This is a genomic window from Pseudoxanthomonas sp. JC1303 (genome assembly GCF_058448525.1).
Genome location: NZ_CP185958.1, coordinates 1,505,016 through 1,518,682, shown reverse-complemented (window position 1 = coordinate 1,518,682; position 13,667 = coordinate 1,505,016). Strand labels below are relative to the sequence as shown.

The 13,667-nt window shown below is 69.3% G+C and carries 8 protein-coding genes; all 8 read left to right on the top strand.

Going from position 1 to position 13,667, the window contains the following annotated elements:
• Positions 1 to 141 precede the first annotated feature (141 nt).
• Positions 142 to 1,299, top strand: coding sequence for an efflux RND transporter periplasmic adaptor subunit (locus ACORQU_RS06670; RefSeq protein ID WP_491644037.1), 1,158 nt, complete (start codon positions 142 to 144; stop codon positions 1,297 to 1,299).
• A gap of 11 nt (positions 1,300 to 1,310) precedes the next feature.
• Complete coding sequence (locus ACORQU_RS06665; RefSeq protein ID WP_491644035.1) at positions 1,311 to 4,352, top strand: efflux RND transporter permease subunit; 3,042 nt, start codon at positions 1,311 to 1,313, stop codon at positions 4,350 to 4,352.
• A gap of 4 nt (positions 4,353 to 4,356) precedes the next feature.
• Positions 4,357 to 7,425, top strand: a complete 3,069-nt coding sequence (locus ACORQU_RS06660; protein ID WP_491644033.1) for an efflux RND transporter permease subunit — start codon at positions 4,357 to 4,359, stop codon at positions 7,423 to 7,425.
• Positions 7,422 to 8,855 (top strand): efflux transporter outer membrane subunit, encoded by a 1,434-nt coding sequence (locus ACORQU_RS06655; RefSeq protein WP_491644031.1) that lies wholly within the window; start codon positions 7,422 to 7,424, stop codon positions 8,853 to 8,855. Before ACORQU_RS06660 ends, ACORQU_RS06655 begins: the two co-directional genes overlap by 4 nt.
• A 397-nt stretch (positions 8,856 to 9,252) precedes the next feature.
• Positions 9,253 to 9,639 carry a BlaI/MecI/CopY family transcriptional regulator gene (locus tag ACORQU_RS06650; protein ID WP_491644030.1) on the top strand — a complete coding sequence of 129 codons (387 nt, stop codon included), beginning with the start codon at positions 9,253 to 9,255 and terminating at the stop codon, positions 9,637 to 9,639.
• 2 nt (positions 9,640 to 9,641) lie between these two features.
• Positions 9,642 to 11,354, top strand: coding sequence for a M56 family metallopeptidase (locus ACORQU_RS06645; protein ID WP_491644028.1), 1,713 nt, complete (start codon positions 9,642 to 9,644; stop codon positions 11,352 to 11,354).
• A 235-nt stretch (positions 11,355 to 11,589) separates the two neighbouring features.
• Positions 11,590 to 12,237: a hypothetical protein gene (locus ACORQU_RS06640; RefSeq protein ID WP_491644026.1), complete on the top strand. Its 648-nt coding sequence runs from the start codon at positions 11,590 to 11,592 to the stop codon at positions 12,235 to 12,237.
• Between the two features lie 8 nt (positions 12,238 to 12,245).
• On the top strand, positions 12,246 to 13,565 hold the full coding sequence (locus ACORQU_RS06635) for an XVIPCD domain-containing protein (RefSeq protein ID WP_491644024.1): 1,320 nt from the start codon (positions 12,246 to 12,248) through the stop codon (positions 13,563 to 13,565).
• Positions 13,566 to 13,667: the final 102 nt, after the last annotated feature.

The window sequence follows — 13,667 nt, the reverse complement described above, 5'->3', positions numbered from 1 at the left end:
TTGTTACAAAGTCGGTGCAGTTTGAAGCGGACCGGCGTGCGTGCCTGCCTACCATGCGCCCGGCCTCGTCGGAACGCGAGGCCCGTCCGGCGGCGCATGAGTCGACCGGTGCCACCCTCACTGCCTCCCTCGGTGAACTTCTTGAAGACGTCCCGCTGGCGCCGCTTGGCGCTGCCTGCATTGCTCGCCGGTGTCCTGCTGATGATCGTGGTCGCCCTGACGCGCCATCACGGGCAACAGGACGACCAGGCCGCCCAGCCACGGGTGGTGCGTACCCGCACCCCGCAGGTGCGCGACATGCCGGTTTACCTCGACGCGGTGGGCACGGTGGTACCGGCGTCGATGGTCACCGTACGCACCCAGGTGCAGGGCACGCTGGCCACGGTCGAATTCCGCGAAGGCCAACCCGTGCAACGCGGCGACCTGCTGGCCACTATCGACGATCGCGAGCTGCGCGCCCAGCTGCAAGCTGCCGAAGGCGCGCTGGCACGCGATCGGGCGCAGCTGGCCAACGCGCGCCGCGAGCTGGAACGTACCCGCGCGCTGGTGGACATCGGCTCGGCCTCGCGCCAGCAGCTCGATGCGCAGGACACCGCGGTCAAGCAGGCCCAGGGCGTGGTCGAGGCCGATACCGGCAGCGCGGGCCAGCTGCGCGTGCAGCTGGGCTACACGCGTATTACCGCGCCCATCGACGGCATCGCCGGCCTGCGCCAGGTCGATGCTGGCAACCTGGTCAGCCCGGGCGATGCCGATGGCTTGGTGACCCTGGCCAGCACCACGCCGACCACGGTCAAGTTCGCCGTGCCGGTGGCGCAGCTGGCCCAGGTGGTGGCCGCGCGCAAGGCAGGCGAGGTCACCGTGGACGCCCTGGCGCGTGATGGCGGCGATGTGCTGGCCAGCGGCACGCTGCAGGCCATCGACAACCGCGTGGATGAAGCTACCGGCACGGTGATGCTGCGGGCGCGCTTCGACGATGCTGCCGGTGCGCTGTTCCCCAACCAGTTCGTCAGTGCGCGCCTGCATGCGCGGATGCTGGATGACGCGCTGGTGGTGCCGCTGCCGGCGATCCGCCAGGGCACGCAGGGCGCGTACGTGTTCACCGTGCGCGAGGGCAAGGCGCACCTGCAGCCGGTGCAGACCGGCCCCAGCCTGGATGGGGTGGGCGTGGTCAGCGGCGACGGCCTGGATGCCAAGGCACAGGTGGTCGTCGAGGGTGTCGATGCGCTTGAGGACGGTGTTGCCGTGCGCGTGGTCAGCGACGCACCGGTGGACACCGCGCCGGCCGACGCCGGGCGCTGAGCGGCCTGCCCATGAACCTGTCTCGTGTCTTCATCGGCCGACCGTTGGCGACCGCGCTGCTGATGGTCGGCGTGCTGGTCGCTGGCCTGATCGGCTACCGCAGCCTGCCCATCTCGGCCCTGCCCGAAGTGGATTACCCCACGCTGCAGGTCTACACCGAGTATCCCGGCGCCGGCCCGGACGTCACCGCCGACACCCTGACCGCGCCGCTGGAGCGCCAGCTCGGGCAGATCGCCGGCCTGGAGAAGATGCGCTCGACCAGCGCCAACGGCGCCTCGGTGATCACCCTGCAGTTCGGTCTTAGCACCTCGCTGGATGAGGTCGAGCAGGACGTGCAGGCGGCGATCAACGCGGCCAAGGCGCGGCTGCCGGACGACCTGCCGTATCCGCCGGTCTACAGCAAGGTCAATCCGGCCGACACCGCCGTGCTGACCCTGTCGATGACCTCCGACATCCTGCCGTTGACCCGGGTGCAGCAGCTGGCCGAGACCCGCATCTCGCAGAAGGTCTCGCAGATGACCGGCGTGGGCCTGGTCACCGTCAGCGGCGGCCAGCGCCCGGCGGTGCGGGTCACCGTGGATACGCGCAAGCTGGCGGCGCATGGCCTGAGCCTGGCCGATGTCGACAGCGCACTGGCCGCCGCCAACGTCAACATGCCCAAGGGCACCCTCGACGGCCCGCAGGTGGCCTATGCCATCGGCGCCAATGACCAGCTCGAGGACCCGCGCGACTACGCGGCCCTGGTGCTGGCCTGGACGCATGGCGCCCCGCTCACCCTGGGCCAGGTGGCCGATATCGTCACCGGCGCGGAGAACACGCGCCAGTCCGCCTTTGCCGGCACCACGCCGGCGATCCTGATCAGCATCCAGCGCCAGCCCGGGGCCAATGTCATCCAGACCGTGGACGGCATCCGCGCCGCGTTGCCGGCGCTGTCGGCCGCGCTGCCGGCCTCGGTCCACCTGACCGTGCTCGGCGACCGCACCGAGACCATTCGCAGCTCGGTGCACGACGTGCAGGTCGAATTGGGCATCGCCATCGTGCTGGTGGTGGCGGTGATCTGGGTGTTCCTGCGCAACTGGCCGGCCACGCTGATCCCGGGCATCGCCGTGCCACTGTCGCTGGTGGGCACCCTGGCGGTGATCTACACGCTGGGCTTCAGCCTCAACAACCTCACCCTGATGGCGCTGACGGTGGCCACCGGCTTCCTGGTCGACGACGCCATCGTGATGATCGAAAACGTCAGCCGCCACATGTCGCTGGGCAAGCCGCGCATGCAAGCCGCGCTGGAAGGCGCCGGGCAGGTAGGCTTCACCATCGTGTCGCTGTCGGCGGCGCTGATCGCGGTGATGATCCCGCTGCTGTTCATGGGTGACGTGGTCGGGCGACTGTTTCGCGAGTTCGCCGTGACCCTGTCGGTGGCGGTCGTGGTCTCGGCCGGCGTCACCCTGACCCTGGTGCCGATGCTGTGCGCGCGCCTGCTCCAGCCCGAGGCCGAGCCCGACCAGCATGCGTTCTTCGTGCGGCTTCAGCGCGGCTACGCGCGCCTGCTCGAGCGCCTGCTGCATCGGCGGGCTGCGGTGATGCTGGCGGTGGCGGTCGCCACCTTGCTGACCGCTGCGCTGTTGTGGGGGTTGCCCAAGGGGCTGTTCCCGGTACAGGACACCGGCATGCTGCAGGGCGCGGTGCAGGTCGATGCCGGCAGCGCCTTTGCGCGCATCCAGCAGCGCCAGGAGGCCGCGGCCCGGCTGGTCGCCGCCGACCCGGCCGTGGACCACGTGTCCATCAGCGCCGGGGTGGACCAGACCAACACCACGCTGGGCACCGTGCCGCTGCTGGTGGCGCTCAAGCCCGGGGGCGAGGGCAGCGCCGAGGTCATCGCGCGGCTGTCGGCCAGGGCGCGTCAGGCCGGCCTGGGGCTGCAGCTGCGTCCGGTGCAGGACCTCACCCTGGACACCCAGTCCTCCGCATTGCCCTATGCGATGGGCCTGGAATCCACCGACCGTACCGCGCTGGCGCAGTGGACGCCCAGGCTGATGGCGGCGATGCGCACCGACCCCGCCTTCGCCAGCGTCGAGAGTCAGGCCATGCGACGCGGCCTTGAAGCGCGCCTGGACGTAGACCGCGTGGCGGCCTCGCGCCTGGGCGTGAGCATGCGCAGCATCGACCAGGCGCTGTACGCGGCTTACGGGCAGAGCCAGGTCTCCACCCTCTACACCGACCTGAGCCAGTACCACGTGGTGCTGGCCGCCAGCGGCGGCCTGCGCGATGTGCAAGAGGTGCTGGACCGCATCCACGTGCCGGGCGCCAATGGCACACCCATCGTGCTGTCCACCCTGGCGACGCTACGCGTGCAGGCCGCGCCGGTGACGCTGGAACGGCAGGGCCAGTTCCCCTACGCCAATATCGGCTTCAACCTGGCCCCGGGCGTGTCCCTGGGCGATGCGGTGGACACACTGTCCCGGCTGGAACACGACATCGGACTACCGGACTCGATCACACCGCATCTTGAGGGTGCGGCGGGCAGCTTGTCCGGCGCCATGTCCGGCCAGGCGGTGCTGATGCTGGCCGCGGTGCTGGTGGTCTACCTGGTGCTGGGCATGTTGTACGAAAGCTTCATCCACCCGCTGACCATCCTGTCCACGCTGCCCTCGGCGGTGCTGGGCGCGCTGGCCGCGCTGTGGATCGGCGGTCTGCAGTTCGACGTGATCGGCACTATCGGCGTGGTGCTGCTGGTCGGCATGGTGATGAAGAACGCGATCATGATGATCGACTTCGCCCTGGAGCTGGAGCGCGAGGAGGGACTGGACGGCATCGAGGCCATCCGCCGCGCCTGTGAACAGCGCTTCCGTCCGATCCTGATGACTACCCTGGCCGCGCTGTTGGGCGCGGTGCCGCTGGCCTTCGGCAGTGGCATGGGCGCCGAGCTGCGCCACCCGCTGGGCCTGGCCATCATCGGCGGGCTGATCGTCAGCCAGCTGCTGACGCTGTTCTCCACGCCGGTCATCTACCTGCTGCTGCGCCCGGTCGAACAGGCGCTGGCCAGGCGGATCTGACGCCATGGCCCGCGACCTGTCCGGCCCGTTCGTGCGGCGCCCGGTGGCCACCACGCTGTTGGCCATCGGCATCACCCTGTTGGGGTTACTGGCATTCCGCTTGCTGCCGGTGGCCTCGTTACCGGATGTGGAATTCCCCACCGTCCAGGTGACCGCCAACCTGCCCGGCGCCGATCCGCAGACCGTGGCCACTGCGGTGGCTACGCCGCTGGAGCGCCAGTTCACTTCGATCGCCGGTATCACCGACATGACCTCGGTCAGCTACACCGGCTCGGTGCGCATCGTGATCCAGTTCGACTTGGCGCGCGACGTGGACGGCGCCGCGCGCGATGTGCAGGCCGCGATCAACGCCGCGCTCAGTCGCCTGCCCGACGACATGGATGGCGTGCCCACTTACCGCAAGGTCAACCCGGCCCAAGCCCCGGTAATGGCCCTGGCCTTGACCTCGCAGACCGAGGACACCGCCAGCCTGTACGACGCGGCCTCCACCGTACTGCAGCAGAAGCTCCTGCAGAGCGAGGGCGTGGGCGACGTGCAGGTCGGCGGCGGCGCCCTGCCGGCGGTGCGTGTGGAACTGGACGGCCAGCGCCTGAACCAGCACGGCATCGGTCTGGACCAGATCCGCCAGCTGCTGGGTGGGGCCAATGCGCGCGGCGCCAAAGGCAACGTGCAGGTGGGCGATGCCGATTACGCGCTGGCGGCCAACGATGGCCTGCAGCAGGCCGCCGCCTACCGCGATCTGGTGGTGCGCGACCACGACGGCGCGGTCACCCGCCTGTCCGAGCTGGCGGCGGTCACCGATTCGACCGAGAACACGCGCAGCTACGGTGTCATGAACGGCAAGCCCGGCGTGGCCCTGATCATCAGCAAGCGTCCCGGCGCGAACGTGGTGGACACCGTTGACCGCGTGCGCGCGCTGCTGCCCGAGCTGCGCGCCGCGCTGCCGGCGACCATGCGGCTGGAGGTGATGCTGGACCGCACCCAGACCATCCGCGCCTCGCTGCACGAGGTGGAGCTGACCCTGCTGGTGTCGGTGCTGCTGGTGATCGCAGTGACCGCGGCGTTCTTCCGCGACTGGCGCGCCACGCTGGTGCCGGCGGTGGCCGTGCCGCTGTCGCTGCTGGGCACCTTCGCGGTGATGTGGGCGCTGGGTTACAGCATGAACATCCTCTCGCTGATGGCACTGATCGTCGCGGCGGGCTTCGTGGTCGATGATGCCATCGTGGTGGTGGAGAACATCATGCGGCACCTGCAAATGGGCAAGTCGCGCGTGCAGGCCGCGCTGGATGGTGCGCGCGAGGTGGGCTTTACCGTGTTCTCCATCAGCATCTCGCTGGTGGCGGTGTTCATTCCGCTATTGCTGATGTCCGGGCTGGTGGGGCGGCTGTTCCGCGAGTTCTCGGTGACCTTGGCCGCAGCGGTGCTGGTGTCGATGGCGGTGTCGCTGACCATCACCCCGATGATGAGCCGCATGCTGCTGCGGCCCGGGGCCGGCAATGCGCACGCGGACGGCCAGGGCGCCTCGCCCGACGGCTTCTATGGGCGCACCCTGCGCTGGACGCTGCAGCGTCCATGGTCGATGGCCTGGGCCACGGCCGGGGTGGTGGTGCTGGGGCTGGCGGTATTCGCTCTGATGCCCAAGGGCTTCTTCCCCCAGCAGGACACCGGGCTGCTGCTGGGCCAGGTCTACGGGCCGCAGGACATCGCCTTCGCCCCGATGCGCCAGCGCTTCACCGGCCTGGTCCAGACCCTGCGCCGCAACCCCAACGTCGACCAGGTGATCGGTGTGATCGGTGCGACTGGCGGAACCGCCTCTAACACCGGTGCGCTGTACGTGACCCTCAAGCCGCTCGGCGATGCGCGCCAGGACAGCGCCGATGAGGTGGTCGACCAGCTGCGGCATGCCTTCGCCGACGAGGCCGGCATGCAGGTCACCCTGCAGGCGGTGCAGGACATCGGCGTGGGCGGGCGCCAGGCTGCCGGGCAGTACCAGTACACGCTGTCCGGCGACGACCGCGCCGCGCTGGAAGCTGCCGCACCGAAGGTGGAGGCCGCGATGCGCAGCGTCGGCCTGATCACCGATGTCAGCTCTGACCTCATGGACGGCGGCCTCAAGGCACAGGTGCAGGTCGACCGCGCCGGCGCCGCGCGCCTTGGCCTATCGATGCAGGCCATCGACCAGGCGCTGTACGACGCCTTCGGCCAGCGCAGGGTGTCCACCATGTACCGCGAGATGAACCAATACCACGTGGTCATGGGCCTGGACCCGGCGCAGGCCGGCAAGGCGGCCACCCTGGACCAGCTGCACGTCACCGCCGCCGATGGCGCGCTGGTGCCGCTGTCGGCCGTATCGCGCTGGGACACGCGCAGGACCAGCATCTCGCAGTCGCACCAGGGGCAGGTCCCGGCGGTGACGCTGTCTTACAACCTCAGTCCCGGCGCCTCGCTCGGCCCGGCACAGAAGGCGGTGGAGCAGGCCGTGGCCCAGCTGCACCTGCCCGCAGGGGTCACCGCCGCGCCCGCTGGCAACGCCAAGGCGTTCAAGGACACGGCCCGGACGATGCCGTTGCTGATCCTCGCCGCGCTGGTGGCGGTCTACATCGTGCTGGGCATGCTCTACGAGAGCTTGCGCCATCCGCTGACCATCCTGTCCACGCTGCCCTCGGCCGGCATCGGCGCGCTGCTGGCGCTGGCGGTGTGCGGGTTCGAGTTCAGCATCATTGCCTTGATCGGCGTGATTTTGTTGATCGGCGTCGTCAAGAAGAACGCGATCCTGATGATCGACTTCGCCCTGCAGGTGGAGCGGGCCGAACACCTCACTGCGCACCAGGCCATCCTGCGCGCCAGCCTGGTGCGCCTGCGCCCGATCATGATGACCACCCTGGCCGCGCTGCTGGGCGCAGTGCCGCTGGTGCTGGGCAGCGGCTACGGCTCCGAATTCCGGCGCCCGCTGGGCACGGCCATCATCGGCGGGCTGATGCTCAGCCAGCTGCTCACCCTGTATTCCACGCCGGCGATCTACGTGCTGATGGATCGCTTCGGCCGACACCCTCGCCATGAGGTCACGCCATGACCCGACTCCCCCGATCACGCGGGCGCCTGCTCGTCTGCGTGCTGCTCCCGCTCACGCTCGCCGGCTGCATGGCCGGCCCGGACTACGTGCGCCCCACCATGCCGGTGCCGGCGCAGTTCACCGAGGGCGACACGGTGTGGAATCGCACCCAGGCGCCTGCCGCCGATTGGTCTGGCGCCGCCTGGTGGCAGGCCTGGCACGACCCGGTGCTCGACGCCCTGCAGCAGCGGGCGCAGCAGGCGAACCTGTCCATCGCCACGGCGGACGCCGCCTGGCGTCAGGCGCAGGCGGCCATCACCCAGGCGCGCGGCGCCGCCCGGCCGCAGGCCAGCGTGGGCGTGACCCAGGGCCGCAGCGAGAACAGTGTCGCCGCCCAGGGCCTGGACGAATTGGCCGACGGCCGCCCCCGCGACACTGCCCAGGCGCAGGCGACGCTGAGCTGGGAGCTGGACCTGTGGGGCCGCACCCGGCGCGCGGTGGAAGCGCAGGGCGCCCAGGCCCAGGCCTCGGCCGAAGACCTTCGCGCGCAGTGCCTGAGCATCGCCGCCAGCGTCGCCAGTACCTATCTGTCACTGCGCCAGGCCGATGCCCAGCTTGCGCTGCTGGACGAGCAGGTCCAGGCCAACGCCGCGCTGCTTCAGATGACCGAGGCCGCGCACCGGCTGGGCGCCGCCTCGCCCGATGACATCGTCCAGGCCCGCAACAACGTCGATGCCAGCACGCTCGCGCGCGAGGCCACCCGCGCGGCGCGGGCCAAGGCGCTGCATGCGCTGGCCGTGCTGACCGGGCAGGCACCGGCCGGCTTCACCGTGGAGGCAATACAGGGCTACGTCTTCGCCGCGCCGGCTCCGCCGACGGTGCTGCCGGCGGATCTGCTGCGCCGCCGCCCGGACGTGCGCGCGGCCGAGGAGCAGGTCCGCGCCGCCAATGCGCAGATCGGCGTGGCCAGAGCGGCGTACTTTCCCAGCCTGGGACTGTCGGCGAGCGGGGGCTATGTCGGCGCCAATGTCGACGACTTGTTCGACGCGCCGCTGCGCACTTGGTCGGTCGGCGGCCAGCTGCTGGCGACACTGTTCGATGGCGGCGCACGCCGCGCCCAGGTGGCCCAGGCACAGGCCGCCTACGACGGCACCGTGGCGCGCTACCGGCAGAGTGTGCTGACCGCGTTGCAGGACACCGAGGACGCGCTGTCCGACTACCAGCACCAGGAGCGCCAGGCCCTCTGCGCGCGCCGCATGGAAGACGATCGCCGCGGCAGCTGGCAGCGCCGTCAACAGGGCCTGGCGCTGGGCACCTCGGCCAAGCGCGACGCCCTGGTGGAGACCCTCAGCCTGCTCGACGCGCGGCAAAACGCGCTGGACACCCAAGCCACGCTGTCGCAGGACGCGGTGGCGCTGTACAAGGCCATCGGTGGCGGCTGGACACCCTAAGCGCGTACCCACGGCACCCGCCTCACGCGTGTCGCCGCGTCTGCCGGCGCTACGCCAGTAGCGCGGCCATGCGCGCGGCATGATCCTGCAGGCCCGCAGCGATGACCCTGGCCTACCGCAGGTTTCACGCAGCGCGCCCTCGCTCAGAAGGCGCATGGCATTAAGCCGAGCCTAATAACGATTGGAAGGCGGTTGCTAGCGAGAAGATGGACCCTGAATTTTCGCCGCATTGATGTTGTGGGAGGCTCGCATTCCTCCGGGAAGTCGCTTCGCCTATGGCTTCTTCCCGAGCGCAGGGAGATCTCTCCACCGCTCGTCGGCAATGACCTTCGGCATGCTTGACTACAGGTGTCGTCACGACTAGCTTTGACTACAAATGTAGTCAAAGGAGACGGCCATGCGCCGCAAGAGCATCGGGGACCAGGAACTGGCCCTGCTTCAGTACATCGGGGAGCGGGGCGAGGCGACGGTGGGTGAGGTGGCGGCCGGCTTCGGCGAGGCGCGCGGGCTGGCGCGCTCGACCGTGCTGACCATGATGGAGCGCCTGCGTACCAAGGCTTACCTGAGCCGCAAGCAGGTCGGGGGCGTGTACCGCTATGTCGCCACGGCCGGTCAGGATGATGTGGTCCAGGGCGCGGTGGCCAGCTTCGTGGAAAAGACACTGCAGGGCTCGGTATCGCCCTTCGTGGCCTGGATGTCCCAGCGCAGCGAGGTCAGCGACGACGAGCTGGCCGAGCTCGAAGCCCTGGTCTCCAAGCTGCAGTCGCAGCGCAAGGAGGGCTGAGCGTGGACGCCTTCGCTTCGGAATTGATCACCCGCCTGGCCACGACCAGTGTGCAGACCGCACTGCTGGTGGCGTTGGTATGGGCGCTGTGCCGCGCGCTGCCGCGCCTGCCGGCGTCCACGCAGTGCTGGCTGTGGTGGACGGTGGCCCTGCAGGTCGTGATCGGCCTGGTCGCCGCCCCGCTGGAACTGCCGTGGCTGCCCGCCGCCGCACCCGTCGCGGAGGCGCCTGCCACCTTCGTCACCGCCACCGAAGCCGCCGCGCCGCTGGCGCTCGCATCGGGCGCCGCGCCGCTGTGGACGCTGCCGACCTGGCAGACGGCGCTGCTGGCGTTGTGGATCGCCGGGATCGGCGTGATGGCCTTGCGCACCCTGCTGGACTGGCGTGCCAGCCGCGCGCTGGTGCGGTCCTCGCGTGCGTGCGATGACGCCACGCTGGTCGGTGCATTGCGCCTGGCGGCTGAAGCACATGGCCTGCGCGAAGCCCCGCCGCTGCGCCTGTCCCATCACATCACCTCGCCGCAGCTGGTGGGCGTTTTGCGTCCCGTGCTGTTGCTGCCGGCAAGCGAAGCGGCCCGCATCGGCGACGACGACCTGGACATGGCGCTCACCCACGAACTGGTCCATCTGCGTCGTCGCGACCTGTGGTGGGGCCTGCTGCCCGCGCTGGCCCAGCACGTGGCCTGGTTCCATCCGCTGGTGCATGTCGCACTGCGCGAATACGGCGTGGCCCGCGAGGCCGCCGTCGATGCCGCGGTGGTGGCTGGCAATCGCCATTGCCGCGGCGACTACGGCCGCCTGCTGGTCCGTCTCGGTGTCGCGCCGAAGCCAGGCGTCGGCCTGGCCAGCGCCTCCCCGTCCTTCATCACCCTCAAACGGAGACTGCTCATGCTGCAGAACACCCGCACCTTCCCGCGTCTGGGCGCGGGCTTGATCCTGGCCGTGGTCGCCGTGGCGGGCGTGACCCCGCTGCGCCTGGTCGCCGCTCCGCAACAGGTCGATCCCGCACAAGCGGCCGCATCCGCACCGGATGCACCGCCCCCACCGCCTGCCGCGTTGCCGGCAAAGCCCACCTTTCCGCCACCACCGGCCAACAAGAGCAAGCGCGTCCCACCGCCGCCTCCGGCGCCGCCCGCACCTCCGGTGCCGCCGGCCGCGCCCGCGCCACCGGCCACCTCCATCACCGGCCTGCATATCCCGGACAAGGGCAGCAATACGGTGTGGTTCGAGCGCGATGGCGCGCAGTACGTCATCAAGGACGCCGCCACGGTTGACCGCCTGCGCACGCTGCACGAACCCAGCAAGCGCCTGGGCGCACAACAGGGCGAGCTCGGCCGCCAGCAGGGCGCACTGGGACGTGAGCAGGGGGAGCTGAGCCGGCAGATGGTGGCCATGGGCCGCGAGATCGCACGCAAGGCGACCGAGGAAGCGCGCATTGCGATGCAGGCCAGCCACGGCGCCGCGCAGGACGAAGCGATCGCACGCCAAGCGGCGGACGCCGCGCGCGCCGCAACAGAGCGGGCGACCGAGGCCATGCAGCGCAGCGGCTTGACGGCAAAGATCGAGGCCTTGGCGCGGGAGCAGGCCGAACTGGGCGTGCAACAGGCCGAGCTGGGCAGGCAACAGGCCGAGCTCAGCGAGCAGGCGGCCAAGGATGCCGAGGCCGTCCTCGAGCGCGCCATGCGCAGCGGCCTGGCCCAGCGCATCGACGGCTGATCTGCAGACCTCGATCGCTTTGTTTCCCCGCGCGCTTGGCGACGTGACGCGGGGATCCGGTCGCTCCGGAATCGGAGCGGACCTTTCTCGCGCGACCGTCCGCGCCCTTTGCGATGGATGACGCAGATCGGGCAGTGCCGTGCCTTGGCGCGTTGATCCCAGTCGCGAATTCGGGTTAGATCGGGGCAGGCCTGCTGGGAGCCGGCCGATCTTCTCCTCGCCAAGGACGCTGCCCATGAAATCCGCATCGGTCATCGCGCCCGGCCTCATCCTGGCGCTCGCCGCCACCGCCTGTGGATCCACGCCCATGCACAGCCAAGTCCCGCGCACCCACGTGGACGTCAAGGACAACCAGCCGCCAAAGCCGGTCATCCAGCGCAACCCCCATCCCACCGCCTATGAGGTGACCCTCGCCATCAAGGACGCGCCGGGGCCATTCGAGGTGGTCAAGGCCGCGATGCAGTACGAGGTGCTGGAGCCGAGCTGCCGTCCTGACCTCGGCGGCATGGCCGGCACCCGCGCCAGCCTGCTGGAGTGGATCCCCGTCGAGCTGCACAAGCAGGCCGACGGCACCTATCGCGGCACGATCTACGACGGCTTGTTGAAGGACGAGGACTACTACGGCCTCGGCGTCTGCCACTGGTCGCTGGTGACGGTGCAGTTCAAGCTTCTTAAGAGCCTTCAAGAGAGCGACCCAAGTTTTTCGTACCACCTTTGGCACGAAGATCTTCAGCACGCTACGCAGGTGCCCGCCTATTTCCCCCGGAGCGCCTACAACGACACGAGTTCCGAAGGCATCGCGTTCCCTGGTGTCGACTCGCCTGAGAAATTCAAGCCTGAAGCGCGCGACAAACTCTTTGTGATGAGTATTTCCATCAATTAGGAAGCATCATGACGGTCTCGACGGAAGCGAGAGCTGTACTGGCAGCGGATGCCTACGAATTCCACCCGCGCGATAAGTGGGAGGAAGGCGTTGATGCCGATGGTGTCAAGTACGTAATTGTCAACCAGGTGTCGCGCCCGAGCGGATACCAGGGAACGCTCTATAAAAATATCGACACGGGCGAGCTTGTCGTCGCGCATCGTGGGACGGAATTTGACCGACAACTGGTCAAGGATGGTGTGTTGGCGGACGGCGGCATGGTGTTGGCGGGCGTCAACAGCCAGGCAGAAGACGCAAAAGCTTTCACCGAATCGGCGATGCGTGAATATGAGCGCCTGGGCCGTCACGGCTACGAGACGTCTCCTCCCATCGTAGTTGGCCACTCCCTCGGCGGAACGCTCGCCCAGATCACTGCGTACGAGTACGGACTCAAGGGCGAAACCTTCGACGCATATGGCGCAGCTGGGCTAACCCTGCACATCCCGGAAGGCGGGCAAGACGTCATCAACCACGTGCGTGCGACCGATTTCGTGAGCGCGGCCAGCGCGCACTATGGCGATGTCAGAACCTACGCGACCGAGCAGGACATCGCCGCGCTCAAGGAGCATGGCTATGCAAATGATCATCGCGTGCTGACCGATCTGCGCAATCCCTTCGGGGTGGCGTTCGGCGTCGGAATCGCCGCGCACTACAGCAGCAACTTTTTGCCCCACAATCCCGAAGGCGGCGGTTCGATCATCAACGCCGACAACGCGGCGCGCTACGCCGAGTATCAGCCGATGGTGGACAAGTACCGCAACGACATCCATCTGGTGCATCAGGGCCTGGCGCTGCCTCGCAACGTCGTACATGGCATCGGCGATGTGTTCGGGCACGGCCGGGAGGCGTCGCAGCCGGTCGGCGGCGTGGTGCAGCCTGCTGTCGTGCCGGTGCCAGCGCACGCGGCGCTGCGCCTGGACCCGATGTTCCAGCAGATCCGGGGTCACGTGGCGCAGCTGGACGCAAGCCTGGGGCGCACCCCGGACGCGGCCAGCGAGCGCATGAGCGCCAGCCTCTACGCCAAGGCCGTCGAGTCCGGCATGACCCGGGTCGATGGCGTCCATCTCAGCGTCGAGGGCACGCAAACGCGTGCCGGCGAGCGCGTGTTCGCCGTGCAGGGCACGCCAACCGACCCCGCGCACCTGCGGACCTCCGTGTCCACGGAGGAAGCGGTCCAGGCACCGGTCGAACAGTCCTTTACCCAGGCCGCGCAGCAGCGGGCCATGCGGCAAGGCCTTGCGCAGCCGCCGCAGGTGCAGGCCGAGTCCATGGGCGCGCTGTCGCGCTGAGGAGCATCAGGCGGGCCAACGCCGTTCACGAGGCGGCGGCGTGCCGTCCAAGCTCCTGGTGCGATCCTGACGATCACTGAGGCAACCCGCCACGCGGTCTTG